22 protein-coding genes are annotated in these 25575 nt (G+C 45.7%); 17 read left to right on the top strand and 5 right to left on the bottom strand.

Annotated elements, in window-relative coordinates:
• The first annotated feature begins 45 nt into the window (after positions 1–45).
• From nagA to nagP, 3 genes are all read left to right on the top strand, one after another.
• A complete protein-coding gene (gene nagA / locus L5L91_RS11245; RefSeq protein WP_263160884.1) occupies positions 46–1215 on the top strand; it encodes an N-acetylglucosamine-6-phosphate deacetylase in 1170 nt (389 codons plus the stop codon).
• A gap of 485 nt (positions 1216–1700) precedes the next feature.
• On the top strand, positions 1701–2855 hold the full coding sequence (gene nagX / locus L5L91_RS11240; RefSeq protein ID WP_259523526.1) for a transmembrane glucosamine N-acetyltransferase NagX: 1155 nt from the start codon (positions 1701–1703) through the stop codon (positions 2853–2855).
• Between the two features lie 328 nt (positions 2856–3183).
• On the top strand, positions 3184–4482 hold the full coding sequence (gene nagP, locus L5L91_RS11235) for an N-acetylglucosamine MFS transporter NagP (RefSeq protein ID WP_263236584.1): 1299 nt from the start codon (positions 3184–3186) through the stop codon (positions 4480–4482).
• A 119-nt stretch (positions 4483–4601) separates the two neighbouring features.
• Here the strand turns inward: nagP and L5L91_RS11230 are convergent, their stop codons facing one another.
• The 4 genes from L5L91_RS11230 to L5L91_RS11215 all read right to left on the bottom strand — a co-directional run bounded on the left by L5L91_RS11230 (position 4602) and on the right by L5L91_RS11215 (position 8816).
• Positions 4602–5324 (bottom strand): TorF family putative porin, encoded by a 723-nt coding sequence (locus tag L5L91_RS11230; RefSeq protein WP_011790351.1) that lies wholly within the window; start codon positions 5322–5324, stop codon positions 4602–4604.
• Between the two features lie 183 nt (positions 5325–5507).
• Complete coding sequence (locus tag L5L91_RS11225) at positions 5508–5873, bottom strand: cupin domain-containing protein (protein WP_011790350.1); 366 nt, start codon at positions 5871–5873, stop codon at positions 5508–5510.
• Positions 5874–5903: 30 nt separating this feature from the next.
• Positions 5904–7394, bottom strand: a complete 1491-nt coding sequence (locus L5L91_RS11220) for a CoA-acylating methylmalonate-semialdehyde dehydrogenase (protein WP_263236540.1) — start codon at positions 7392–7394, stop codon at positions 5904–5906.
• A 69-nt stretch (positions 7395–7463) separates the two neighbouring features.
• A complete protein-coding gene (locus L5L91_RS11215; RefSeq protein ID WP_263236539.1) occupies positions 7464–8816 on the bottom strand; it encodes an aspartate aminotransferase family protein in 1353 nt (450 codons plus the stop codon).
• Between the two features lie 279 nt (positions 8817–9095).
• Here L5L91_RS11215 and L5L91_RS11210 point away from each other — a divergent pair, with 279 nt between their 5' ends.
• The 6 genes from L5L91_RS11210 (at position 9096) to L5L91_RS11185 (ending at position 14389) form a co-directional block, all read left to right on the top strand.
• Positions 9096–10592 (top strand): aldehyde dehydrogenase, encoded by a 1497-nt coding sequence (locus tag L5L91_RS11210; RefSeq protein ID WP_263236538.1) that lies wholly within the window; start codon positions 9096–9098, stop codon positions 10590–10592.
• Positions 10593–11025: 433 nt separating this feature from the next.
• Positions 11026–11433 (top strand): hypothetical protein, encoded by a 408-nt coding sequence (locus L5L91_RS11205; RefSeq protein WP_219234052.1) that lies wholly within the window; start codon positions 11026–11028, stop codon positions 11431–11433.
• Between the two features lie 106 nt (positions 11434–11539).
• Positions 11540–11935, top strand: a complete 396-nt coding sequence (locus L5L91_RS11200; protein WP_105249914.1) for a hypothetical protein — start codon at positions 11540–11542, stop codon at positions 11933–11935.
• A gap of 261 nt (positions 11936–12196) precedes the next feature.
• Complete coding sequence (locus L5L91_RS11195; RefSeq protein WP_131525451.1) at positions 12197–12610, top strand: septal ring lytic transglycosylase RlpA family protein; 414 nt, start codon at positions 12197–12199, stop codon at positions 12608–12610.
• Between the two features lie 306 nt (positions 12611–12916).
• Positions 12917–13774, top strand: coding sequence for a sulfurtransferase (locus tag L5L91_RS11190; RefSeq protein WP_263160870.1), 858 nt, complete (start codon positions 12917–12919; stop codon positions 13772–13774).
• Positions 13775–13882: 108 nt separating this feature from the next.
• Complete coding sequence (locus L5L91_RS11185) at positions 13883–14389, top strand: DUF2937 family protein (protein ID WP_028760887.1); 507 nt, start codon at positions 13883–13885, stop codon at positions 14387–14389.
• Here the strand turns inward: L5L91_RS11185 and L5L91_RS11180 are convergent.
• Positions 14373–15680, bottom strand: a complete 1308-nt coding sequence (locus tag L5L91_RS11180; RefSeq protein WP_263160868.1) for an NAD(P)/FAD-dependent oxidoreductase — start codon at positions 15678–15680, stop codon at positions 14373–14375. The two genes, L5L91_RS11185 and L5L91_RS11180, sit on opposite strands and share 17 nt — an antisense overlap.
• A gap of 236 nt (positions 15681–15916) precedes the next feature.
• Here L5L91_RS11180 and L5L91_RS11175 point away from each other — a divergent pair, with 236 nt between their 5' ends.
• The 8 genes from L5L91_RS11175 to L5L91_RS11140 all read left to right on the top strand — a co-directional run bounded on the left by L5L91_RS11175 (position 15917) and on the right by L5L91_RS11140 (position 25561).
• The gene (locus L5L91_RS11175) at positions 15917–16465 is read left to right on the top strand and encodes a cupin domain-containing protein (RefSeq protein ID WP_028760885.1); all 549 of its coding nucleotides are present in this window, start codon (positions 15917–15919) and stop codon (positions 16463–16465) included.
• Between the two features lie 699 nt (positions 16466–17164).
• Positions 17165–17926, top strand: a complete 762-nt coding sequence (locus L5L91_RS11170) for a gamma-glutamyl-gamma-aminobutyrate hydrolase family protein (protein ID WP_105249909.1) — start codon at positions 17165–17167, stop codon at positions 17924–17926.
• A 2-nt stretch (positions 17927–17928) separates the two neighbouring features.
• Complete coding sequence (locus tag L5L91_RS11165; protein WP_105249908.1) at positions 17929–19284, top strand: glutamine synthetase family protein; 1356 nt, start codon at positions 17929–17931, stop codon at positions 19282–19284.
• A 599-nt stretch (positions 19285–19883) separates the two neighbouring features.
• Entirely contained in the window at positions 19884–20984 is a 1101-nt protein-coding gene (locus L5L91_RS11160; RefSeq protein WP_028760882.1) for a polyamine ABC transporter substrate-binding protein, read from the top strand.
• Between the two features lie 177 nt (positions 20985–21161).
• Positions 21162–22298 (top strand): polyamine ABC transporter ATP-binding protein, encoded by a 1137-nt coding sequence (potA, locus tag L5L91_RS11155; protein ID WP_028760881.1) that lies wholly within the window; start codon positions 21162–21164, stop codon positions 22296–22298.
• Positions 22295–23200 carry an ABC transporter permease subunit gene (locus tag L5L91_RS11150; RefSeq protein ID WP_263236536.1) on the top strand — a complete coding sequence of 302 codons (906 nt, stop codon included), beginning with the start codon at positions 22295–22297 and terminating at the stop codon, positions 23198–23200. Before potA ends, L5L91_RS11150 begins: the two co-directional genes overlap by 4 nt.
• Positions 23197–24012, top strand: a complete 816-nt coding sequence (locus L5L91_RS11145; protein ID WP_105249905.1) for an ABC transporter permease subunit — start codon at positions 23197–23199, stop codon at positions 24010–24012. Before L5L91_RS11150 ends, L5L91_RS11145 begins: the two co-directional genes overlap by 4 nt.
• A 262-nt stretch (positions 24013–24274) precedes the next feature.
• Positions 24275–25561, top strand: coding sequence for an NAD(P)/FAD-dependent oxidoreductase (locus L5L91_RS11140; RefSeq protein WP_263160866.1), 1287 nt, complete (start codon positions 24275–24277; stop codon positions 25559–25561).
• Positions 25562–25575 lie beyond the last annotated feature (14 nt).

Raw genomic sequence — 25575 nt, 5'->3', positions numbered from 1 at the left:
TTTAAGACTTAAGTCACTCGTGTTATTTATTGAAAGAGGTTTGCGATGAAAATCACCTTGATCGCCGGGCGTATTTTTGATGGTGAATATTTCCATCAAGATGTGCCTGTAACTGTTGAAGACGGGCACATTCTGGCGTTTGATACGGTTGTTGGCGCGAAGGAAATCCGCCAAGCCGGAACGCTGGTGCCTGGTTTTATCGATGTACAAGTGAACGGTGGCGGCGGGGCGTTATTCAATGCCGATCCGAGTGTTAATTGCATTGAAACTATCGGCCGTGCCCATGCGCGTTTTGGCACGACAGGATTTTTACCTACGCTTATCACCGATGATGTCAGCGTGATGGCCAATGCGGCCGATGCAGTGGCCGAGGCTTTAGTCAAAGGTAGCGCTGGTGTTTTAGGAGTGCATTTTGAAGGGCCACATTTATCTGTGCCTAAAAAAGGTGTGCATCCACAGGGCTTTATTCGCGAAATCACCGATGCGGAACTCGCCGTATTTTGTCGTCAAGATCTGGGGATTAAAGTGGTCACGCTTGCGCCTGAGAATGTGTCACCAGAGGTGATCCGCACGCTTGTCGCCTCGGGCGTTAAGGTGTGTTTGGGTCATTCTAATGCCGACTACGATACTGTGGTTGCGGCATTAGCGGCAGGCGCGACGGGCTTTACCCACCTTTATAATGCAATGTCTCCTCTGGGCTCCCGTGAGCCAGGCATGGTTGGCGCGGCGATTGAGAGTGAAACCGCTTGGTGTGGTTTGATTGTCGATGGTCACCATGTGCATCCCGCGGCGGCAAAGGTCGCACTACGGGCAAAACCTAGAGGCAAAATGATGTTAGTCACCGATGCTATGCCGCCAGTTGGTATGGAGGATGAGACTAGCTTCGAGCTTTTTGGTACTCGAGTGTTAAGAGTCGGCGATAGATTAAATGCCGTGACAGGTGAGCTGGCGGGTTGTGTGCTCGATATGGCGACTGCGGTCAATAATACGGTGAACTTGTTAGGTTTACCTTTGGCGGAAGCCTTGAGAATGGCGGCGTTATATCCCGCACAGTTCCTCGGGATTGAGCATAAAGCTGGCCGTTTAGCAGTGGGACATAGGGCTGATTTTGTCTTGCTCGATGCACATAACAAAGTGCAGGCAAACTACATTGCGGGACGGGCAGTCTATTCAGGGCCGATTTATGCGGGCCAGGCAATAGGGGCACACCCTTAAATCGCTTTTGCAGTTTAGGTGATTTTTAACATCTATACCCAAACTACCTGAAAATGCAGGATTCAGCGGGAATTTAACGCACTTTAGGCAATGCCATTTATTGCTCCTGCATAAATGGCATTCACGCCATCCATGGCGATTGCGGTTATTTGCAGACCTAGTGGACTAAGTTAAAAATAACCAACGCAGTATAAAGTGCGTTAAAACCTGCCGAGACGGAGTGCCTAGGGCGCTCCACTTCCGTGTTGCATCAATTCAAAAGGTGGCCGACATTCTTTCATTGATGCGCCTTGAATTGAAGCACCCTAGGCGCTCTGAAACTCGTATCTTCAGGTCGCTTGGGTATAGCCCTTGTCGTATTTTGATGACAGGGGCTAAGTTTTTTTATTGTACAGCACTAATTTTAAACAGTATTAGTTTTGTACAGTATTAGTTTTGCTCAACTTTTATAAAAGCTTTTAATAACAATAATAAAGGATGATGGCATGGGGACGACACAGACAAATGCAATTGCGCCAGTAAAGGTGAATAAACCTAGGTTGATGTCGCTGGATGCACTGCGCGGCTTCGATATGTTTTGGATTTTGGGCGGTGAGGCTTTGTTTGGTGGCTTGCTTATTCTAACGGGCTGGGCAGGCTGGCAATGGGGCGATGAACAAATGCACCATAGCCAATGGCATGGTTTTCACTTCTACGATTTGATTTTTCCGCTGTTTATTTTCCTCTCTGGTGTGGCCTTAGGTTTATCCCCTAAACGTTTAGATAAATTACCTATGAAGGAGCGATTACCTGTGTATCGTCACGGGATTAAACGACTCTTTTTATTGCTGTTACTAGGCATTTTATACAATCACGGTTGGGGAACTGGCGCGCCTGCCGATCCTGAAAAAATTCGCTATGCCAGTGTGTTAGGTCGAATCGCCTTTGCATGGTTTTTTGCCGCATTATTGGTGTGGCACACGAGTCTACGAACCCAAATTATCGTCGCCTTGGGCATTTTGCTTGGTTATGGCGCAATGCAACTTTGGTTGCCTTTCCCTGGTGGACAGGCCGGCGTGCTCTCGCCAACGGAATCCATCAATGCCTATGTCGATTCGATTTTATTACCCGGCGTGAGCTATCAGGGACGCACGCCCGATCCAGAGGGGTTACTGTCGACTATTCCCTCCATAGTCAATGCGTTAACGGGTGTGTTTGTCGGTCACTTTATTGTTAAATCCCATCCTAAAGGTGAGTGGGCTAAAGTGGGATTGCTCGCCGCTGCGGGTGGCATTTTCTTAGCCTTAGGTTGGCTGTTAGATCTTGTTATTCCGGTCAATAAAGAGCTGTGGACCAGTTCATTTGTGCTGGTGACGTCGGGCTGGAGCATGATACTGCTGGCGGTATTCTATGCCTTAGTCGATGTGCTTAAGTGGCAAAAATCCGCATTTTTCTTCGTGGTGATAGGCACGAACGCCATCATTATTTACTTAGCGTCGAGCTTAGTGGATTGGAAATATATCGCTCAAAGCGTGTTTGGCGGCTTAGTGCTGGCCTTGCCTGAAAGCGCTCAAGCGTTAGCTGCGGTTGTCAGCTTGCTCGCGGTGCAGTGGCTGGTTTTATATTGGATGTATCGCCGCAATATTTTTGTCAGGATTTAGTCAGTTCGCTTAATCGCTTGAGATAAGCCGCACACACTCAGTGTCTGCGGCTTTTTTTACATTATTTGCTGGATGTGAGTCATCACTTACTTACAACTTAGCTATCGGCCAATTGATGATTACGAGGGAATATTCGCGAGAATTTATTAAATGACAGCGTTGTCTTTTTGTGTTATTTGTTTTAACATCACTGAAACAATGGTGCGTTTGGATGATAACATTAGCCATTGCGGACGAGTCGCGATACGGATATTCGGGAACTTAGGCATTAATTTAAATCCCGTTATCACCTAAATAATTAATTACTATAAGAAGCAGGTTTATGGAAATGACACTCGATAAAAGCCAGCAGAAAAGCAGCTTTCTCCCTATGGCCATAGTGGCCGCGCTCTTTTTCATCCTCGGATTCGCCACTTGGTTGAATGGTTCTTTGATGCCGTATTTGAAACAAATATTGCAACTTAATCCCTTCCAAGCGTCGTTGATCCTGTTTTCTTTCTACATTGCAGTGACCTTTACAGCCTTGCCATCCGCTTGGCTTATTCGCAAAGTCGGCTATAAGAATGGCATGGCGATAGGCATGGGCGTGATGATGTTGGCGGGTTTACTGTTTATCCCTGCTGCGGAAACACAAATTTTTGCCTTATTCCTTTTCGCCCAATTAGTGATGGGCGCAGGCCAAACCTTATTACAAACTGCGGTTAACCCTTATGTGGTGCGTTTGGGGCCGGAAGAGTCTGCCGCTGCCCGTGTGAGTGTGATGGGCATTTTAAATAAAGGTGCGGGTGTGATTGCGCCATTGGTGTTTTCGGCGTTGATTTTAGACAGCTTTAAAGATCGTATAGGTACTGAGCTGACTCAAGTGCAAATTGAAGAAATGGCTGACGGTTTAGTATTGCCCTATTTAGGCATGGCCATTTTTATCGGTATCTTAGCGCTCGCGGTAAAAAAATCTCCCTTACCAGAGTTATTGAATGAAGATGAAGCTGCTGAAAATACTGATAAAGGGCAACTTAAAGCGGCATTATCTCACCCTAACTTAGCCTTTGGCGTGTTAGCGCTGTTTGTTTATGTGGCTGTAGAGGTGATTGCTGGCGATACCATTGGCACATTTGCTTTGTCTTTAGGCATAGAGTCATACGGTGTGATGACTTCCTATACCATGGTGTGTATGGTGCTGGGTTATTCTTTAGGTATCCTGTTAATCCCGCGTTTTATTTCCCAACCTAAGGCCTTGATGGTTTCAGCCATCTTAGGTTTAGTTCTGACATGTGGCATTTTATTTGGCGACAATAACTCTTACGCCATCGCAAATATTCTGTTAGTGCCTTTTGGTGGTGTGGCGCTGCCTGATACTTTGTTGATGATTGCCTTTCTTGGTTTAGCCAATGCGATTGTTTGGCCTGCGGTGTGGCCGCTAGCACTGTCTGGTATGGGGAAATTGACCAGTACAGGTTCAGCGCTACTTATCATGGGGATTGCGGGGGGCGCATTTGGGCCTGTGTCTTGGGGATTAATGAGCTCAGCGACAGATATGGGCATGCAGGGCGGTTATATTGTGATGTTGCCCTGTTATCTATTCATCCTGTTCTACGCGGTGAAAGGCCATCAAATGCGTCGTTGGTAATCAGTGATTATTCAAAAAGTCTTAAATAACGTATTTAATGGTATTCAGATAAAAATAAAACCGCCTTATTATGCTAGTAATAGGGCGGTTTTGCATTGCGATATCACAACTGTGGGGCGTTAGAATGCGTAACTCAGGGTGGCGAGTACAGTATCTTTAGTTTTAAAGGCACCATCAGTCACTTTTTGAGCTCCAGTAAGATCTGTCCCTAACCACGCAAGCGATAGACCAAAACCTGCAAATTCAGTTGACACTCCAATAGAATAATCGGAGTAACTGTCGAAACCTTCGCCATCATCTAGGGCATCGCCAGCATTGTAGCCGTAGTGTAGATCGAGATTCCAATTTTCCACAAATGTGTAGGAATAGTTGAGTTCGGTATAGTGATAGTCTAAGTCGCTTCCTCCATAATCATTGGTAAACCAATAGGCTAGGCGAAAACCTTTAAACTCAACGCCAGCAGTTACTTCAAAGTAACCAAGATCACTCTCACCTGAATAGTTATAACGATAAAGCGTGATATCGTAACTCAAATCATCATTGAGATCGTTGCCATAGGCGACATAAAAATCGTACTCAACATCCGGACCGTTATAGCCTGGCTCGTCAAAGTCCACATTACTTGCCCAAGCACCAACAGATAGGCCAGAGTCAAATCCCCAGTCTATACCCGCTTGGAGAGCGGGATCGCCTGCGGTTTGTGATATGCCACGGAAACGATAGTCGTTAGTCAGACTAATTTCCCCAGTGACTTCGGCGGCGGCAATGCCGGAGAATAGGGTTGTGGTTAGCGCGAGTCCGACAAGCTGTATCAGCCGTTTTTTATTCAGATTGTTATACACGGTATTTCTCCCATTTTCTTTGTTGACTCGGACGTGCTACTAGCGACCATGCTAATCCAATCGCGCCAGTGCATCCGTTGGTTTGCCAAACAACAGCCTAGGAAAACCCGTTGCTGTGACCTCATGGCGAGTTATTGCTAAGATAACTTAGCTTTTTTGAGGCTAACATCAGCCTCATTGATCTCACTTTTGTTCGAAAATGACGTAAACCTTGCGGCAGGGTTCCACTACTTCCCAAGTGCCTTGAAAACCCGCGGGTATAATAAACCTGTCGCCCACAGTGAAAGTCTGCGATTGACCTTGAAGATCTGTGATAACACTTATCCCTTCGAGGATTTCGCAGTACTCGTATTCAGTGTAGTTTATTTTCCAAGCACCTGATTCACTTTGCCAAATCCCACTGTGAAATTGATCACAAGGGCTAGAATAATGATTCTCTAACCTTTGAGTTGGATTGCCAGTTAACAACTTTTCCGTCGGTAACTGGTAGGTTTCGACGGGTGTTTGCGCCGAAGCAAAGCGAATAATGGCGTTGATGCTCACAGTCATTTGCGATTTCCTTGTTGAGCTGACATTCGGCTATTTCATCGTTGGCATCACAAACTCGGCTTGAGTCTGTTTACCCACAGGCCAGCGGGCAGTAATTGCCTTACGCTTGGTATAAAAACGCACGCCATCGGGGCCATGCATATGCAGCGGCCCAAACAGTGAACGCTTCCAACCGCCAAAACTGTGGAACGCCATCGGCACTGGGATCGGTACATTCACTCCAACCATACCGACTTGCACGTGGTGGCAGAAATGTCGCGCCGCTTCACCACTTTGGGTGAAAATCGCCGTGCCATTGCCAAATTCGTGTCGGTTAATCAGCTCAAGCGCCGTTGGGTAATCTTTCACGCGCACAATCGCCAGCACTGGCCCAAAGATTTCTTCGCGGTAGATGCTCATTTCAGGCGTGACGTGGTCGAACAAACAGGCGCCGAGGAAATAACCCTGTGGATTTTCTTCAACACTCAGTTTACGGCCATCGACCAGCAGCGCTGCACCTTCTTGCACACCGGCTTCAACATATTGGGTGACTTTGGCAAGGTGCTGTTTTGAGCTCAGCGGGCCCATTTCCATCTCTGGCGTCAGGCCGTTGCCGACTTTTAAGGTTTGGATTTGCGGTAGCAGTTTTTCCACTAACGCGTCGCCCACATCGCCTACCGCGAGTACGACTGAAATTGCCATACAACGCTCACCAGCACTGCCGTAAGCGGCACCCATTAAGGCGCTAACAGCTTGATCTAAATCTGCATCTGGCATGAGTAACATATGGTTTTTCGCGCCGCCTAAGGCTTGCACGCGTTTGCCATGTTTAGAGGCTGTGCTGTAGATGTATTCAGCAATCGGAGTTGAGCCTACAAAGCTCACCGCTTGCACATCTTTATGGGTGAGTAAGGTATCGACGGCTTCTTTGTCGCCGTTAATCACGTTAAACACGCCATCGGGAAGACCCGCTTCTTTAAGCAGCTCGGCAATACGCATCACTGAGCTCGGGTCTTTTTCCGAGGGTTTCATAATAAAGGTGTTACCGCAGGCAATCGCGATTGGGAACATCCACATGGGAACCATCACGGGGAAGTTAAAGGGCGCTATGCCTGCGACAACACCTAAAGCTTGATTAACTGACCAAGAATCGACGCCGCCACCCACTTGCTGGGTGTGTTCACCTTTAAGCAAGTGCGGAATACCACAGGCAAATTCGACCACTTCGAGACCACGGATCAACTCGCCCTTAGCATCGTCGATCACTTTGCCGTGCTCACGGGTGATAAGCTGCGCCATTTCATCTAGGTGCTGCTCGACTAAGGCTTTGAATTTAAAAAGCACTCGAGCACGGTTGAGCGGCGTGACTTGTGACCAGGTTTCAAAGGCGGTTTTAGCGATCGCGATGGCTTCGCCGACTTCGGTTTCGCTTGCCAGTGAGACTTGGCCACGTAGTTCACCCGTGGCGGGTTCAAAAATATCTTGGCTTCTGGTACTGGCAGGGGTGTGCTGACCATTAACAAAGTGAGTGATCTTGAGCATAGTTAACCTTTGAAGTTCCTCGCCGCAGCGGGGTGTTAAATGTGAGAGTGGAACGAACCGCTGGCGCTATTATTCAACGGCGTTAATGGCATCGCTTAGGCTATTAACCATTTGGTCAATCTCGCGTTTATCGACAATCAGTGGCGGTGATATGGCAATGATGTCGCCCGTGGCTCGTACTAAAGTACCGTGGCGGAAGCAGTGTTCAAACACGCCGTAACCACGTTTACCCGCGCCTTGGGCGTTAGGGGCAAATTGGATCCCCGCCACTAAGCCTGTGTTGCGAATATCAATCACATTCGGCAGGCCCTTGAGGCTGTGCACTGCGTCTTCAAAGTAGCGTTCAAGCTCAAAACTGCGCTCGAATAATTGCTCATTTTCATAAATCGATAGGGTGGCAAGCGCCGCCGCTGCCGCCACTGGATGACCTGAATAGGTGTAACCGTGGAAGAACTCAATCAGTTCATTAGGGCCTTGCATGCAAGTGTCGTGGATAAAATCTTGAACGAACACTGCGCCCATAGGGATGGCGCCGTTATTGATGGCTTTAGCCGTGGTGATCATATCTGGGATAACGCCCCAACGTTGACTCGCAAAAGCGGCGCCAACACGGCCGAAAGCGGTAATGACTTCGTCAAAAATCAGTAGGATGCCGTGCTTCTTAGTGATTTCACGCAGACGTTTTAAGTAACCTTGTGGCGGCAATATCACCCCGGCAGAACCCGACATAGGTTCAACGATAACGGCGGCAATATTCTCGGCGCCATGCAGGGTCACTAACTGTTCTAATACCTCGGCTTTTTCAGCGCCAAAGGGCGAGAGTCCACGGGTAAATGCCGCATTTTGGATATCTAAGGTGTGGGGTAAGTGATCGACGCCTTGCAATAATTGGCCGCTAAAGGCTTTGCGGTTATTGCTTAAGCCCCCCACAGATATGCCGCCAAAACCTACACCGTGGTAACCCATTTCGCGGCCGATAAAGCGGGTGCGAGAGGCTTGACCGTTGGCTCTGTGATAGCAAAGTGCCATCTTAAGTGCTGTATCGACGGACTCAGAACCTGAGTTAGTAAAGAATACTTTGTTCAATCCCTCTGGGCTTAACTCTGTTAAACGCTCTGCGAGTTCAAAGGCGATAGGGTGACCCATTTGGAAGGAGGGCGCGTAGTCCATCTCTTTAATTTGTTTGCTGACCGCTTCGCTGATTTCCTTGCGACCATGGCCTGCGTTACAACACCATAAACCTGCGGTGGCATCTAATACCTTATTACCATCAATATCCGTGTAATACATGCCTTCAGCCTTGGCGAGTAACCGCGGACTAGCTTTAAATTGGCGGTTGGCGGTAAAAGGCATCCAGAAATGTTCAAGTGAGGGATGATCAAGTGAGGAGTCGCTTGCACAATTGAGCGGCAAATCGGCCATAGTGTCTACCTTGTCCTGTATCTTCAGGTCTTGTTTTAGGGTGGCTAATATTTGCTATGCTATGTTAGAAATAATGAACATGGAAGAGCCGTGTGCAGTTATTTGTGGCAAAAAAGCTATTTTTGTAAAAAATATTGAATTTTATGGTTTAAACAGCGTAACCTGAAGCTCGGATTATGACTGTGATGATGTTTAGCATTTGCGTTAAAGTCGTCACAGCCCCTATTTTCTTGTCGATGAACGATAAACCACACCTATACGAATTATTAAGAGGTCATCATGAGCACACCGAAGAAACGCAGCGAATGGGAAAGTCTGGCTGCCAGCCTGTCTATTAATGGTAAGGCGTTTATCAATGGCGAATACCAAGATGCCGTTTCGGGTAACACCTTTGATTGTATTAGTCCTATCGATGGCCGCTTGTTGGTAAAAGTGGCGAGTTGCGATCTTGCGGATGCTAATCTTGCGGTTGCTAATGGCCGCAGCGTATTCGAGTCTGGTATTTGGTCGCAGCAGTCTCCGGTAAAGCGCAAACAAGTGATGATACGTTTCGCCGAGTTATTGGAAGAAAATGCCAATGAACTCGCACTGTTAGAAACCCTCGACATGGGTAAACCGATTCGTTTCTCCAAAGCGGTGGATGTGGCGGGGGCTGCCCGTGCGATTCGCTGGTCTGGCGAAGCGATTGATAAAATTTACGATGAACTCGCGCCAACGGCTCACAATGAAATTGGCATGATCACCCGTGAGCCTGTGGGTGTTGTGGCCGCGATTGTGCCGTGGAACTTCCCAATGCTTATGGCGTGTTGGAAGCTCGGGCCCGCACTGGCCACGGGTAATAGTGTGGTGTTAAAACCCTCTGAAAAGTCACCCTTAACGGCTATCCGTATGGCGCAATTGGCTATTGAAGCTGGGATCCCAAAAGGCGTACTCAACGTGTTGCCAGGATTTGGTCATACTGTGGGTAAAGCCTTAGCGTTGCATATGGATGTGGATACGTTGGTGTTCACAGGTTCCACCAAAATTGCCAAGCAATTAATGATTTATGCAGGTGAATCGAACATGAAACGCGTGTGGTTAGAGGCCGGAGGCAAGAGCCCCAATATCGTCTTTAATGACGCGCCAGATCTGAAAGCTGCTGCTGTTGCTGCGGCCGAAGCCATTGCCTTTAACCAAGGTGAAGTTTGCACCGCAGGTTCGCGTTTGCTGGTGGAATCCGGGGTGAAAGATGAGCTTATCGCGCTTATTGCTGAGGAGTTAGCCTCATGGCATCCGGGGCATCCACTCGATCCCGCGACAGTGAGCGGCGCCGTTGTTGATAAACAACAGTTAGACACAGTACTCAGTTACATTAAAGCAGGTAAAGATGAAGGCGCGACCTTAGTCCACGGTGGCAGCCAAGTTATGGCCGACACTGGCGGTGTGTATGTGCAACCAACGGTATTTTCTAACGTAAACAACCAGATGAAAATTGCCAGCGAAGAAATATTTGGCCCAGTGTTATCTGTCATTGAATTTAATGGCATGGAAGAGGCGATATCGATAGCCAACGATACCATCTATGGTTTAGCCGCTGGTGTGTGGACATCGGATATCAGCAAGGCCCATAAAACGGCCAAAGCCCTGCGCTCTGGCATGGTGTGGATCAACCATTACGATGGCGGCGACATGACAGCGCCATTCGGTGGCTATAAACAGTCAGGTAATGGCCGAGATAAATCTCTGCACTCCTTCGACAAATACACAGAACTGAAAGCGACTTGGATCGTGCTATAACCGCTCTTTTTTGTCTATATTTGTCTATATAAGAGAAGGAGCCGCTTTCGCTCAATACTAAAACCTCTTTTCATCGTACATGGAAAGAGGTTTTTTATTTTTTGTAGCTCAAGGTGTCCCCATTTTTTCTAAGCCATATTTTACTTGTAAAATCTGTATCTGCTGCTGTGGATAAGATGTTACAGTCTTGATTCATTATATTGTTGCTCACTCATACTCGATAGAATATTGACTTTAAACACTCCCATTAATATCTCAATTTACTTCCATTCTTATCTGCTTCATAAATATCGTAAGTTATCGCTTATAAATTTGTGGCTTTCAAACATTACCATTAATGCATTTAGTCATAGTGTAGTGGCATAGTGTGAAAAGTGTTGTAAGTTATTTGTGATATTATAGGGTGCTTAGATCATTGAATAAGAAGGCAAGTATGAACAACGTAGAAGAGTTTGGGGCAATCGTCAGTAAAGCTCTCGATAGTTACAAATCTGATTTTATGGAACTTGTTAGGGAATATGCGATTTCTTGTAAGAATCAAGGTGAGGCATATTGCGATTTTTTTGTCGATATAGCCTCTATGATGAATGGCGCATGGCTTTTAACCGCAGTATGTGAGTTTGAGGATGTTTCAGAATTTAAAGCCTTTAATTGGTATCAATTATTGAATGTTGATATAGACAATATGCCAGAAGATGATTTGTTCTCCCTACAAAATAAGCTATATGAAATCGGTTATATTTGGTTGGTGGAGCAATTGATTTCCTCTAAAAAAGAAATAAAAAGTATCGAAATTAGGTTGTTTCATAATGGCAGCAATGAATACCAATCTTTGGCATAATTAGCTTCTAACAGAGCTAAACGACATCAGTCACTGGGCTCATTGGATAGAATTTTTTGTGTGTGGTTATGTCATACCGTTGGTAGTATTTACCTCTAGGGCAAGTATGAAGAACTTTATTAGCAAAGATCTAGATATTGAAGAGTTTAAAAAAAGATTCGATAACACCAGAGAAAGTTTTATAAATTCTCTAAAAACAGCAAGTAAAGGTTATCGAAATGTAAGGTTCTTCGCTTGTGATGAAAGTGGAGTCCCCATTAAATGGGTATGGGATGATGAAACGTTCACACATAACTGGGAAGAGGGCACTCTTGAAGACGCTATTCAGTTTGCCCGTCACATGATAAATAGTGGAATGTATTTTGCGTTTATGGGTTGTTTGTCTGGTTCCAGTGATCTTGATATTTGGCTGACCACCTTTGAAAACCCCATAAAGAAACCTACATGGCCAAGTGGTAAAGAACCCAAATTTGAGATTATCCATGAAGTGTTAACTCGTTAGGGCTTTGTTTACCGATCTAAATTAGGAAACAACGCCTCGTTATGACTGCATATTTTATCTCAAAGTAAGAGCATTCACCTGTAAATACGTGATTTTAGCGTGCAACTGCTGTAGCCTCGTGGAAATTTATTGTTTCTTATTTTGATCTTTTAGGATGCAGGTCTTGAGCTTTGCCATCTAAGGTTGTTCGTTATTTCCCAGTGATTTTTGCTGAGCCAATCACTCGTCAGCAAAGCGTTCACTCATTAGAGAGGGTGTCATGTGAATGCACTTCAAAACCCAATTAGGCAGTTCAATGTCGTGAAACTATTTGTACTGGCATTGCTAAGCTTTTTGGCCGGCTGTTCTTCAATGCAGACGGGTGAGAATGGAAACTGGGTGGGATTCACGGAAGCTGGTCAGGCTTCATTTTATGGGGATAAACATCAGAATAAGCAGACGGCCAGCGGTGAACTTTACAAACATAAATTAAAGACAGCAGCGCATAAAAAGTTACCCTTTGGCTCGAGTGTTAAGGTCACCAATGTCGATAATGGCAAAAGTGTGATTGTAAAAATCAATGATAGAGGGCCTTTCGTGCGTGGCCGCATTATTGATCTGTCTAAATCGGCGTTCAGTAGCATAGGCAACACTTCTTCTGGCTTGATTGACGTGAAAATAGAAGTCATTAAATAGCGGCTATTTTGAAAATAGTTGTCTCGAAACGGACTTTTGCGAAAACGGCTATCTCGAACACGGCCATATCGACAGGATCGTTTTGAAAGCGGCATCATTAAAAATGAGCAGTTTGAAAGCACTCTCTTCAAAACACGGCTTCGCTGCAATCTAATGATTGAATGCACTAATAATTGAGCGCATAAAACCGAGTCGGCGCTTTTAAATAAAATCCCAAAGCAGACAATTTGTTAAGCTGATATTTGGGCTTTACGGCATTTGGTGAGAGACTATCGGCAGATTTGGATAACAGTAAAAGGACTCGCTATGGAATACCCACTTGTTAGTACGCAGTGGCTCGAAGCACATCTCACCGATCCCAATTTAGTCTTGCTCGATGCCAGTATGGAAACCGTTATTGGTAAAGAACCCTTAGTTTACGATGAGCCTATTTGTATTCCGCGCTCACGTCGATTCGACTTGGAAAATGTGTTTTGCGATAAGACTTCAACCCAAATTCATGCCTTGCCGACGTTTGAGCAATTCATCCAAGGGATAGCCCAACTTGGGATTGAGGTCGACAGTGTTATTGTTATCTATGATAACCAAGGCATTTATTCATCTCCACGGGCGTGGTGGACCTTTAAAGTCATGGGCTTTAATCGAGTCTATGTGCTTGATGGTGGCTTGCCTCAATGGATTGAAGAAGACCGCATTACCTCATCGCGTTATCAAGCCGAAGGCGTCGATTATGGCCCGACGGATATCGATACTTTGGCGGATGTGCTGCAATACCACCCCGAGCTTGTGATGGATGCCGAGGCCGTGTTATCACGAATTGAAGATGCCGGAACGGCGATTGTCGATGCCCGTGGTGCGCCTCGCTTTTTAGGGCAAGTGAGTGAGCCGCGCCCCGGTGTGCGCTCTGGGCATATTCCTTGCTCGGTTAATTTACCCTTCGCTCAAGTACTCGATGGTAATAAAATCAAAACGGTCAGTGAGCTACAGTCTATTTATCAAGGGCTAGCAGGGGATAAATCCGCAAGGATATTCAGCTGTGGTTCCGGGATTACGGCGTGTATTTTGATCTTAGCTTCGGTCGCCGCGGGGCATAAAAATCCCATCCTCTATGACGGTTCATGGGCGGATTGGGGCAGCCGTAACGATCTGCCGATAGAGTGTTAATTGAGTATCACCATTGAAATTAGTGCTGTAGATTAATTAAGTTAGCGTGGTTTTTGTTGAACATCATGTGACTTCTACGTCGTTTGGCTAAATGCCAAGGAGAAACCTTTGATAGCGAGATTGATCGATAAGTTGGTATTTGGATTTATTTTAGTGATTGCCTTACAGTTACCACAACTGGCTGATCATTATCAGCAATTTTTATCAGGCCTTTATGAATCCACTCGATGGCAGGTGGAAGGTTACGAGGCAACGGCTAAGGAATATCATTACGCTGATGTTGATGCCATGATTGCCCGCCACCAGCAAAATGAGGAGCCAAGTGTGCGTGCCGACGCTGAGCAAAAGGTACAGACACTGGCGCTTTATAAAGCGTTAACACAGGGCGTGGCGATTTTTAATACGGGCAATTTGTTTGAGAAAACTGCCTATATGTTTAACCCTGTTCGCTTTGATTATCTTGAGAAAACCATCAGTAACTTTAAGCCAGGGATACCTTTAACTTCTAGTGGTATTGGCTTTGGCGTCTTGGTGGCTTTAGTCGTGCATTATCTTGGGTCTATCCCTTTTATCCTGTGGGCAAGGCGTAACAAGCGACTTAAAACAAGTCCTTAAATCTGTGATACAGCATGCCTGCAGCGAGTATAGGTGAGCGGAATGTTGGGCCGCCGGGGAAGGTGATGTGTTTGATTTTAGCAAACACATCGAAATGTCCCGCCTGTTGGCAAATAGCCTCGGCAAGCAGTTTTGCCGCCATGTGAGTGGCATTCACGCCGTGTCCCGCATAGGCTTGGGCGTAAAAAATATTATTTGCATCGGGAAGGCGACCAATTTGTGGCATACGGTTAGCACCGATACCTATCATACCGCCCCATTCATAATCGATACGTACCCCTTTTAACTGCGGGAATACCTTCTCAAGATTCGGTCTCAGTGCCGCTTCAATATCCTTGGGATCTTTACCCGAATAGGTACAAAGGCCACCAAACAGCAAACGACGATCTGCGGATAAGTGAAAGTAATCTAAGGCAATTCGCATATCCGCGAAGGCCATGTTTTGCGGGATAATACTCGCGCATTGGGCCTCAGTTAAGGGCTCTGTTGCCAATAAATAACTGCCTGCAGGTAATACTTTCCCCCCTACAAAGCTATTAAGTTTGTGGCCGATATAGGCATTGCCCGCCAGCACTAAGTATTGGCATGTGACTTCGCCCTTAGCGGTAATGACCTTAGGTTTGGCGCCTTGAATGATTTTTTCAGCAGCGCTGTACTCAAACAACCTAGCACCGAGATTGCGGGCGACGCGAGCTTCACCGAGGGCAAGATTAAGTGGGTGTAGATGACCGCTACCCATATCAACTAGCGCGCCTTGATAAAAATCTGAGCCTATGACTTCACCTAATTGTGGCTTAGTTAACAGCTTGATTTCTTGCTGATAACCCATGGCCTTGAGTGCGCTAAATTCTTCTTCAAGCTCATCCATGTGACGAGGTTTTACCGCTAAGTCGCAATAACCCATTTGCAGATCGCAGTCGATACTGTGTTCTTGTATGCGATTTCGCACAATTTCGACGGCTTCAAAGCCCATCTGTTGAATTGCTTGAACACCTTCAGTGCCGATTTCACTTTGAAATTGCGAAGGGTCATGGCCTATGCCGCGAATGAGTTCGCCGCCATTACGCCCCGATGCGCCCCAGCCAATTCGCCTCGCTTCTAACAGCACGACACTCATACCGCGCTGTGTGAGTTCTATGGCGGTATTGATACCGCTAAAGCCGCCGCCCACGATACAGACATCGGCATTGATATTGCCTTCGAGTTGTGGGTAAGCGTAAATTTCTTTAGCAGTATCAACATAATAAGAGTGTGGATACTGTTCGCTGTGCACTGGAGGTTTGCTTGCCATTATGGCTCCCAAAAATTGTTTTTATTGTAAATTGGACTTGTCTCAGTATACTCATCACACTTTTAACATGACGCAAAAAAGTGTTCGTTTTATTTAACACGCTTTTTATGTAGAATACAATGAAAGCAGTAAAACACGCGCTTTTTGGGCGAAAATGCGTTCTGGATGGTGTTTATCCTGAACAACCTGTTCGTCATCTATCGGGATTGACCCGAGCCTTTAGGGGGATGTGAAATTTGGATATTGGAGCCAGCCTCAAAACTGTTCGAAAAATGAAAGGCTTATCTCAACGAGAATTAGCCAAACGTGCTGGTGTGACTAACAGTACGATTTCAATGATCGAGAAAAACAGTGTTAGCCCGTCAGTCAGCTCTTTAAAAAAAGTGCTGTCGGGTATCCCGATGTCTTTAGTGGACTTTTTCTCCATTGAAGCCTCAACGGATAGTGAGCAAAAGGTCGTCTATCGATCCAATGAATTACTGAATATCGGTACTGGACCACTTGAATTTAAACTGATCGGTCGTGATTACCCGAACCGCGCAATGTCAGTGATGAATGAGATTTATCCACCCGGTTCAGATACGGGTGAAGAGATGCTAAAGCACGAAGGTGAAGAGGCCGCTATGGTGATAGAAGGTAAATTCGAACTCACTGTTGGGGATGAAGTGTATATTTTGGAAGCGGGTGACAGTTATTATTTTAACAGTGAATTGCCCCATAGATTCCGCAATCCCTTCGATGAACCTTGTCGCCTAGTGAGTGCGACTACGCCTGCAAACTTCTAATTAAGTCATTAACTTATCCTATTATTCAACATATTAGGCCACTTATTCGCTAAAAGTGAGTGGCGTAATACTGTTATTCAACATTACTGCGGATTTATACCAATCACATTAAATATCTAATCAGTTCAGAGCCTCACAGGCATTTCAATCCAAGGCGCATTGACGCAGAAATGGTCATTCCCTTTTAAGTCAATGCAACACGGGAGTGGGATGCCTGTGAGGCTCCCGAAGGGCGGGTTTCAACGCACTTTATACTGCGTTTAAGGCTTTCGACAGAGCACCACTATGCCTTCAAGCCTTCGCCTTGTCTAAAGCGCGTTGAACTCCCGCTGAATGAACAGATATTTAATACGATTGGTATTACCTACTTTCTAACCCTGTCATATTGGTTATATATCCTCTTCTTTGTGTAAATAATATTGGTTCAAATTTGGTTCGAATACGGTTTAATTTACCCTGTAAAAAGTGAGCTTTATGCTGGTGTAACCGCTGGTTTATATACATGAATTAGCGAGAAAAGGGGTAAATATACATTTAACTACATGTTATTTATGCTTATTAAGAATAAGTGGATTAAATAACCTTTAACAAGTGTTTAACCTCTTGCCTAGTGCTAAATTTCGGTGTACTGTGTGAAAAAATGAACATTTAAAGGCAAAGTGTTCGTTATGCTAGTAAAATCAATTCTAAAGGTGAGATATGTCAGCCGATTTACCTCTCATAGGTGTTATTGCATGCAATCAACAATTGGGATCACACCCCTTTAATATTGTTGGTGAAAAATACCTTTTAGGCGTAGTTAATGGCGCGAAAGGCTGGCCGTTAGTGATCCCATCTTTAGGTGGCGATTTACCGATAGACGCTATTTTAGAGCGTCTTGACGGTATTTTGTTTACTGGCTCTCCTTCTAATGTAGAACCCCATCTTTATGCAGGCCAGCCGAGTGAGCTTGGTACACACCATGATCCTAAACGTGACGCGACAACCTTGCCGCTGATCCACGCTGCTATTGCTGCTGGGGTACCTGTATTAGGTATTTGTCGCGGTTTTCAAGAAATGAATGTGGCTTTTGGTGGCAGTTTGCATCAGAAGCTCCATGAGGTGGGTGGCTTTATTGAACATCGAGAAGATAAAACCGCATCCTTAGATGTGCAGTATGGGGCTTCTCACAGTATTACTGTTGAGCCCGGGGGGCTTATTTACGAGGCCTGGGGCCGTAACTCTGCAGAGATTAACTCTGTACATACTCAAGGCGTGGAGCGCCTGGGTGTTGGGTTGCGGCCAGAAGCTTATGCTCCAGATGGGTTAGTGGAGGCTTTCTCCGTAATTGGTACTAAAGAATTTGCCCTCGGTGTGCAATGGCATCCAGAGTGGAAGGTGAGCGAGAATCCGTTTTATCTCTCCATTTTCAATGCCTTCGGTGATGCATGCCGACGTAGGGCTACAACTCGAGTGAAATAATAATGAATAAGCTAATCGCTTTTTTAAAAGAACGAAAAATCACAGAAGTCGAATGTGTTATCAGTGACATGACTGGCATCGCCCGCGGCAAGATTGCTCCAGTCGATAAGTTTCTCGATGAAAAAGGCATGCGTTTGCCCGAAAGTGTGTTGTTGCAAACTGTGACCGGTGATTTTGTCGACGAAGAGATTTACTACAGTTTGCTCGATCCCGCCGACATCGATTTTGTTTGTGTACCCGATGAAAATGCCGTTTTTATGTTGCCTTGGACCATCGAAGCCACGGCACAGGTTATCCACGATTGCTACGACAGAATGGGTAATCCGATTGAGCTGTCACCACGTAACGTGTTGAAAAAAGTCTTGTCTCTCTATGACGAACAGGGCTGGGAACCTGTTATCGCTCCCGAAATGGAGTTCTATTTGACTCGTCGTAGTGACGACCACGATTTACCCTTAAAGCCTCCAATTGGTCGTTCAGGTCGCCCCGAAGCGGGTCGCCAGTCATTCTCTATTGATGCTGCCAACGAATATGATCCTATGTTTGAAGATATGTACGATTGGTGTGAGCTTCAAGGTTTAGATATCGATACTTTAATCCATGAAGATGGTCCCGCACAGATGGAGATTAACTTCAGCCATGGCAACGCATTATCTTTAGCTGATCAAGTGTTTATCTTTAAACGCACTTTACGGGAAGCCGCGCTGAAGCACGATGTGTGCGCCACTTTTATGGCAAAACCCGTGACGGATGAACCTGGCAGTGCGATGCATATTCATCAAAGCGTGATCAATAAAGAGACTGGCAAGAATATTTTCACCAATGAAGATGGGACTAAGAGCAAGCTATTCTTGGGATATATTGCAGGTCTACAAAAATTCATTCCTGAGTTACTGCCACTGATGGCGCCAAATGCGAACTCGTTTCGTCGTTTCCTCCCCGGCACTTCGGCACCTGTAAACTTAGAATGGGGCGATGAAAACCGTACCTGTGGTTTACGCATTCCAGAATCTTCACCACAAAACCGTCGCATTGAAAACCGCATTCCCGGCGCCGATGCTAACTGTTATTTGGCGATTGCCGCGAGCTTGTTGTGTGGCTATATCGGCATGGTTGAGTCGCTAAAACCTTCGACTCCTGTGCAAGGTAAAGCCAATGAAAGTCGTAGCAATAATACCCATTGTTTACCACTGACATTAGAGGAAGCATTAGCGGCGATGGAAGAAAGTGATGCCTGTAAGCAATATTTAGGCGAATCCTTCACCACTGGATTTGTGGCGGTAAAACAGGCTGAACTTGAAAACTTCCGCCGTGTTGTCAGCTCATGGGAACGTGAATTCCTATTACTCACTGTGTAATGTTTTGGATTGATTGCACTGACCGTGTTGCCGCGTTAACCCAAGGAATAAGGGGTTAACGTTGGCCATAACGATACTGATGCGTGCACTGTTTTAGTGAGGTTGCACTTAACTGGTGCAACTCGCTTGTTAAATAATATGATGGTTTTTAATGGCTTGTCCGTTAAAGTGATTATTCAATTCCATTGCTTGTCTGCAAGGGAAGTAAAATAGGCTTAACAATTTTAGGTTGTTCGCTTGCTAGCGTTACTAACTAATTGTTAGTCATATTTAAAATGTGTTTATCTAAGTGTTTTTTTGCGATTGCTTAGGGACTTGAGGCATTTGCCTTAATGTTGCAAAATGTACAAGCAGTGTCATATCTAGTCTATTTTTTTGAGTGTTAATGCAATACCGATGCCTCGAAAATTTGGCACGAAACCTGATACTTAACAAATTGCAGCAAGATATAAAGTAGGCATGGTTATCATGCCGTAGAGACTGCCGATGCGGTTTTTAAGGTGTTGCATTGGTCGAAAATAACAACAATATCCGGGCAGCCCGGTGACACAATGTCAGAATTTGCTTAAGCAGTTCTGCTACCCGAGAAAGGAGAAAGCATGAAGCTATTTAATAAGATGACCACATTAGCGCTGGTGACTGCGAGCGTATTTGCAAGCGCAGTGGCCCAAGCGGAAGAAGTGGTTCGCGTGTATAACTGGTCAGATTATATCGCGGAAGATACCTTAGAAAACTTCAAGAAAGAAACGAGCATTAGGGTAATTTACGATGTATTTGATAGTAATGAAGTGCTTGAGGCTAAATTACTGTCTGGTCGTAGTGGCTACGATATCGTTGTACCTTCTAACCACTTTCTCGCTAAGCAAATCAAAGCGGGTGCTTTCAAACCTTTAGACCGTGCTAAGTTACCTAATTTTAAAAATTTAAATCCAGCCCTGATGAAGTTGCTTGAAAAAGCCGATCCGGGTAACCAATATGCCGTGCCTTATTTATGGGGAACCAATGGCATTGGTTACAACATCGATAAAGTGAAAGCCGCTGTGGGGGAAGATGCGCCATTTAACTCAATGGAACTGATCTTCAATCCTAAATACGCTGAAAAAATTTCTAAGTGTGGCTTTGCTATGTTGGACTCTGCCGACGACATGGTGCCACAGGCGATGATTTATTTAGGCTTAGATCCTAACAGTACTAAGGCTGAAGACTATGAAAAAGCGGGTGAGTTACTGGAAAAAATTCGTCCTTATGTGACGTATTTCCATTCTTCACGTTATATTTCTGACTTAGCGAACGGTGACATCTGTGTCGCTTACGGTTTCTCCGGTGACGTATTCCAGGCGAAGGCCCGTGCTGAAGAAGCAAAAAATGGCAATAAGATTGGCTACTCCATTCCAAAAGAAGGTGCCAATCTGTGGTTCGATATGTTAGCTATCCCTGCTGATTCAACGAACGTCGATAATGCACTCACGCTGATTAACTATTTTCTACGTCCAGAAGTCATAGCGCCTATCTCTAACTATGTGGCCTATGCTAACCCGAACGATCCCGCTCAACCTCTGGTTGATGAGGCTATCCGTACCGATCCTGCGATCTATCCACCACAAGAAGTGTTAGACAAACTTTATATTGGTGAAATTCGTCCTTTGAAAATTCAGCGCGTATTAACCCGTGTTTGGACCAAAGTGAAGTCAGGACAATAGTCGATAGGGGGCAAGCCTAGCTTGCCCCCAGCTTGGCAAACTTCTATGTCCAATCCTATGCATAGTTAATCCACGTATAGGATTTGACACAGTTTGTTTAACCACTTTTCATTCATTAATCGTGTTGAACCTAGAGTTTGAGCGTATCTACGCCTCATTTTCGGGTGGAGAAGTACTATGGCAATCACCTCGAGCGTCACCAATAAACCGACAACAAAGACGCAAGAAAAAGTACTGCTCAAGATTGAGCGGGTAAGCAAATTATTCGATGACGTGCGGGCTGTCGACGATGTGTCATTAACTATCAATAAAGGCGAAATTTTTGCCTTACTTGGCGGGTCAGGCTCGGGTAAGTCAACACTACTGCGCATGTTGGCGGGTTTTGAAAAGCCCACCTCTGGCCGTATTTTCCTTGATGGGGAAGATATCACCGATTTACCGCCATACGAACGTCCCATCAATATGATGTTTCAATCCTATGCTTTGTTTCCCCACATGACAGTGGCACAAAACATTGCATTTGGTTTGAAGCAAGACAAGCTGCCTAAAGCCGAAATTGAACAGCGTGTGCAAGATATGCTGAAACTCGTGCATATGGAGCAATATGGTAAGCGTAAACCGCATCAGTTATCTGGTGGTCAGCGCCAGCGTGTTGCACTGGCCCGTTCACTGGCGAAACGGCCTAAATTATTACTGCTCGATGAGCCTATGGGCGCATTGGATAAAAAACTGCGTACCCAAATGCAGCTAGAAGTGGTTGAAATCCTTGAGCGTGTCGGCGTGACCTGTGTGATGGTGACCCACGATCAGGAAGAAGCCATGACAATGGCTGGTCGAATTTCGATCATGAGTGATGGCTGGATTGCTCAAACTGGCTCGCCAATGGATATTTACGAAAGCCCTAACAGCCGCATGATTGCCGAGTTTATCGGTACTGTGAATTTGTTTGGTGGCGCGATTGAAGTGGATGAAGTCGACCATCTGATCATTAAGTCCAATGATTTGGCCCAACCTTTTTATGTCGGTTATGGCGTCACGACTAACGTTGAAGATAAGAATGTTTGGCTAGCAGTGCGTCCCGAAAAGACCATTATTAGCCGTGAACAGCCCGAAGGTCAGTACAACTGGGCGAAAGGAATCGTGCATGATATCGCGTATTTAGGCGGTATTTCAGTCTATTACATTCGTTTAGAGAATGGTCAAATCGTACAGTGCAGTATGACTAACCGTGAACGCCGCGCCGATCATGCCACATGGGATGACGAAGTGTTCATTAGTTGGGAGGACACCAGTGGCGTGGTGTTGAGATCATGAAGAAACCCATTAAATTAAAGTGGCTTAAGGGCCGCTTCTGGACCCTAGGTATTCCCTACGCTTGGCTGCTGCTGTTTTTTGCCTTACCGTTTGCGATTGTCCTTAAACTGAGTTTTTCGACGGCGGCGATTGCTATCCCGCCCTATGAAGCAACATTCCAATATGCTGACGATGTATTAAATATCTTCCTGCATTTGGGTAACTATTTGATGTTGCTCGATGATTCTCTATATTACATGGCTTATCTTAGCTCATTGAAAATGGCGTTAGTGTCGACTATCGGCTGTTTGATTATTGGTTATCCTATGGCCTATGCCATCGCCCGCGCGCCTGCGCGTTTGCAGACGGTACTCTTGTTACTTGTGATGTTGCCATCATGGACCTCGTTCTTAATCCGCGTTTATGCTTGGATGGGCTTACTCAGTAATACTGGGATTATTAATAATACACTTATATGGTTAGGGGTCATCTCTGAGCCGTTACAGATCCTCAATACCAATATTGCCGTGTATATCGGCATTATCTATGCGTATTTACCCTTTATGATTCTGCCCTTGTACGCCACCTTAGTGAAACTTGATATGAGTTTGATTGAAGCTGCGTCTGACTTGGGTTCAAGCCGTTTGAATACCTTCTGGAAAATCACTTTCCCGCTGTCAAAAAGTGGTGTGATTGCTGGTTCTATGTTGGTGTTTATTCCTGCCGTGGGTGAGTTTGTGATCCCAGAGCTACTCGGTGGTCCCGATTCCTTGATGATAGGTCGAGTGTTATGGCAAGAGTTTTTCAATAACCGCGACTGGCCTGTGGCTTCGTCACTGGCGATTGTGATGTTGGGTCTATTGATTATTCCGATCACTTTATTCCATCGCTATCAGGCGCGTAGTTTGGAGAAAGACCTATGAAAAAATTAAGCTTTTCTTCAGTGATGCTCTGGTTTGGCTTGTTTTTCTTGTATGCACCTATGTTAGTGCTGGTGATTTATTCCTTTAACGACTCTAAATTAGTGACGGTATGGGGCGGATTTTCACCTAAATGGTATGGCGAGTTATTTCAAGACCAACAGATTTTAGATGCAGTATGGACCAGTCTGCGGATAGCGTTTTATAGCTCAACTATGGCGGTCATTATCGGCACTATGGCAGCCTTTGTGATGACACGCTTTAAGCGTTCATGGGCAAAACTGACCCTGTCGAACATGATTACTGCACCGCTGGTAATGCCTGAAGTGATCACTGGTCTGTCTTTGCTTTTACTGTTTGTGCACATGGCAGATTTGTTGGGCTGGCCCAGAGAGCGTGGCATGATGACAGTGTGGATTGCACACTCAACATTTTGTGCTGCCTATGTGGCTGTGGTGGTGTCTTCAAGATTGCGCGAGCTTGATATGTCAATCGAAGAGGCGGCAATGGACTTAGGGGCAACACCGCTCAAGACTTTCTTCTTGATCACTGTGCCTATGATTTCGCCGGCGCTGGTGGCGGGTTGGTTGTTGTCATTCAGTTTGTCCTTAGACGATTTAGTGATCGCAAGTTTTGCCTCAGGCCCTGGTGCAACGACCTTGCCTATGGTGGTGTTCTCTTCGGTACGTTTAGGGGTTTCTCCTAAGATCAATGCCTTAGCGACGCTGATCATACTGTGTGTTTCACTCATCGCTTTCCTTTCTTGGTATATGGCAAGACGGGCAGAGAAACGCGACCGTACACCAATGAACTAGTTAGCTTAATTTTGGGATGGCTTTGGTATTGCCAAAGCCATCCTTGATATTTGTCACCGCTCCCATCACCCGCTTTGCTTTGCAGGCTAGTACTGTTACTCAAGATCACCAGAATTGAATCACTGAGCTAAAAATAATCGCGTGTTTGATATATCAAACAAAATGTAAATTATTGCGCTTTTCTGGCTAGTGTTTCGTTTTATGAAGGTGTAGGATGTGATGGCTGTTTAAAATAATGAACATTAGAATTCAAGGGAACAACATGTCTGCTATAGCTCACGCTGGATCATATTATGCGGCATCGGCCAACGATAAGGTTGAACGTCCGCGTCTACAGGAATCGATTGAAGCCGATGTTTGTGTGATTGGCGCAGGTTATACAGGCCTTTCTGCCGCGCTGCATTTATTAGAATCTGGCATGAGTGTGGTGGTATTAGAAGCTGCTCGCATTGGCTGGGGCGCCTCGGGCCGTAATGGCGGACAAATCGTTAATAGTTATAGCCGTGACATTGATACTATTGAAAAAACAGTCGGTAAAGAACAAGGTAAACTCTTTGGCCAAATGGCCTTTGAGGGCGGGCAAATCATCCGCGATCGTATTGCTAAGTATAATATTCAATGCGATCTAAAAGATGGCGGCGTGTTTGCCGCGATGAACGAAAAGCAAATGGGCCATCTACGCCATCAAAAACAACTGTGGGAAAGCCACGGCCATGTTAATCAGCTCGAACTTCTCGATGCTAAAGGTATTCGCGGTGTGGTAAATACTGAGCGTTATGTCGGTGGTCTACTCGATAAAAGCGGCGGCCATATTCACCCGCTTAATTTAGCCCTAGGCGAAGCGCGCGCGGTTGAATCCCTCGGTGGTAAGATTTATGAAGACTCTGCGGTGTTGAGTGTCGATGAAGGCGATAGCCCTGTTGTGCATACGGCGCAGGGCAGTGTGAAAGCCAAGTTTGTGGTGGTGGCGGGTAACGCCTATTTAGGTAAGTTAATGCCGGAGCTGCAGGCGAAATCTATGCCCTGCGGCACGCAAGTGATTACCACAGAGCCTTTGAGTGCCGATCTGGCTGCGAGCTTATTACCACATGATTACTGCGTCGAAGATTGTAACTATCTGCTCGATTATTTTCGTCTGTCTGGTGACAAGCGGATGATTTACGGCGGCGGCGTAGTGTATGGCGCCCGCGATCCGGCGGATATCAAATCGATCATTATTCCTAACATGCTCAAAACCTTCCCACAATTAAAGGATGTGAAGATCGATTATGCGTGGACAGGTAACTTCCTACTGACGCTGTCGCGCCTGCCACAGGTCGGTCGTATCGGTAAGAACATCTATTATTCACAGGGTTGCAGTGGCCACGGTGTCACTTATACCCATCTGGCAGGCAAGTTACTGGCTGAAATGCTCAACGGCCAAGCCACGCGCTTCGATGCCTTTGCTGCATTGCCACATTATCCTTTCCCCGGCGGTCACGCACTTCGCGTCCCTTTTAGTGCTATCGGAGCTTGGTATTACACGTTAAGAGACAAACTAGGTCTTTAACATCATCACTTTTA

It is taken from the genome of Shewanella sp. SM55, from assembly GCF_025654025.1.
Classification (GTDB): Bacteria; Pseudomonadota; Gammaproteobacteria; order Enterobacterales; family Shewanellaceae; genus Shewanella; species Shewanella oncorhynchi.
This window is presented reverse-complemented; position numbering and strand designations above follow the sequence as displayed.

Coding starts and splice junctions, on each gene's coding strand:
- nagA (WP_263160884.1), top strand. CDS start 46: ATGAAAATCACCTTGATCGCCGGGCGTATTTTTGATGGTGAATATTTC.
- nagX (WP_259523526.1), top strand. CDS start 1,701: ATGGGGACGACACAGACAAATGCAATTGCGCCAGTAAAGGTGAATAAA.
- nagP (WP_263236584.1), top strand. CDS start 3,184: ATGACACTCGATAAAAGCCAGCAGAAAAGCAGCTTTCTCCCTATGGCC.
- L5L91_RS11225 (WP_011790350.1), bottom strand. CDS start 5,873: ATGACTGTGAGCATCAACGCCATTATTCGCTTTGCTTCGGCGCAAACA.
- L5L91_RS11220 (WP_263236540.1), bottom strand. CDS start 7,394: ATGCTCAAGATCACTCACTTTGTTAATGGTCAGCACACCCCTGCCAGT.
- L5L91_RS11215 (WP_263236539.1), bottom strand. CDS start 8,816: ATGGCCGATTTGCCGCTCAATTGTGCAAGCGACTCCTCACTTGATCAT.
- L5L91_RS11210 (WP_263236538.1), top strand. CDS start 9,096: ATGAGCACACCGAAGAAACGCAGCGAATGGGAAAGTCTGGCTGCCAGC.
- L5L91_RS11205 (WP_219234052.1), top strand. CDS start 11,026: ATGAACAACGTAGAAGAGTTTGGGGCAATCGTCAGTAAAGCTCTCGAT.
- L5L91_RS11200 (WP_105249914.1), top strand. CDS start 11,540: ATGAAGAACTTTATTAGCAAAGATCTAGATATTGAAGAGTTTAAAAAA.
- L5L91_RS11190 (WP_263160870.1), top strand. CDS start 12,917: ATGGAATACCCACTTGTTAGTACGCAGTGGCTCGAAGCACATCTCACC.
- L5L91_RS11180 (WP_263160868.1), bottom strand. CDS start 15,680: ATGGCAAGCAAACCTCCAGTGCACAGCGAACAGTATCCACACTCTTAT.
- L5L91_RS11170 (WP_105249909.1), top strand. CDS start 17,165: ATGTCAGCCGATTTACCTCTCATAGGTGTTATTGCATGCAATCAACAA.
- L5L91_RS11165 (WP_105249908.1), top strand. CDS start 17,929: ATGAATAAGCTAATCGCTTTTTTAAAAGAACGAAAAATCACAGAAGTC.
- L5L91_RS11160 (WP_028760882.1), top strand. CDS start 19,884: ATGAAGCTATTTAATAAGATGACCACATTAGCGCTGGTGACTGCGAGC.
- potA (WP_028760881.1), top strand. CDS start 21,162: ATGGCAATCACCTCGAGCGTCACCAATAAACCGACAACAAAGACGCAA.
- L5L91_RS11150 (WP_263236536.1), top strand. CDS start 22,295: ATGAAGAAACCCATTAAATTAAAGTGGCTTAAGGGCCGCTTCTGGACC.
- L5L91_RS11145 (WP_105249905.1), top strand. CDS start 23,197: ATGAAAAAATTAAGCTTTTCTTCAGTGATGCTCTGGTTTGGCTTGTTT.
- L5L91_RS11140 (WP_263160866.1), top strand. CDS start 24,275: ATGTCTGCTATAGCTCACGCTGGATCATATTATGCGGCATCGGCCAAC.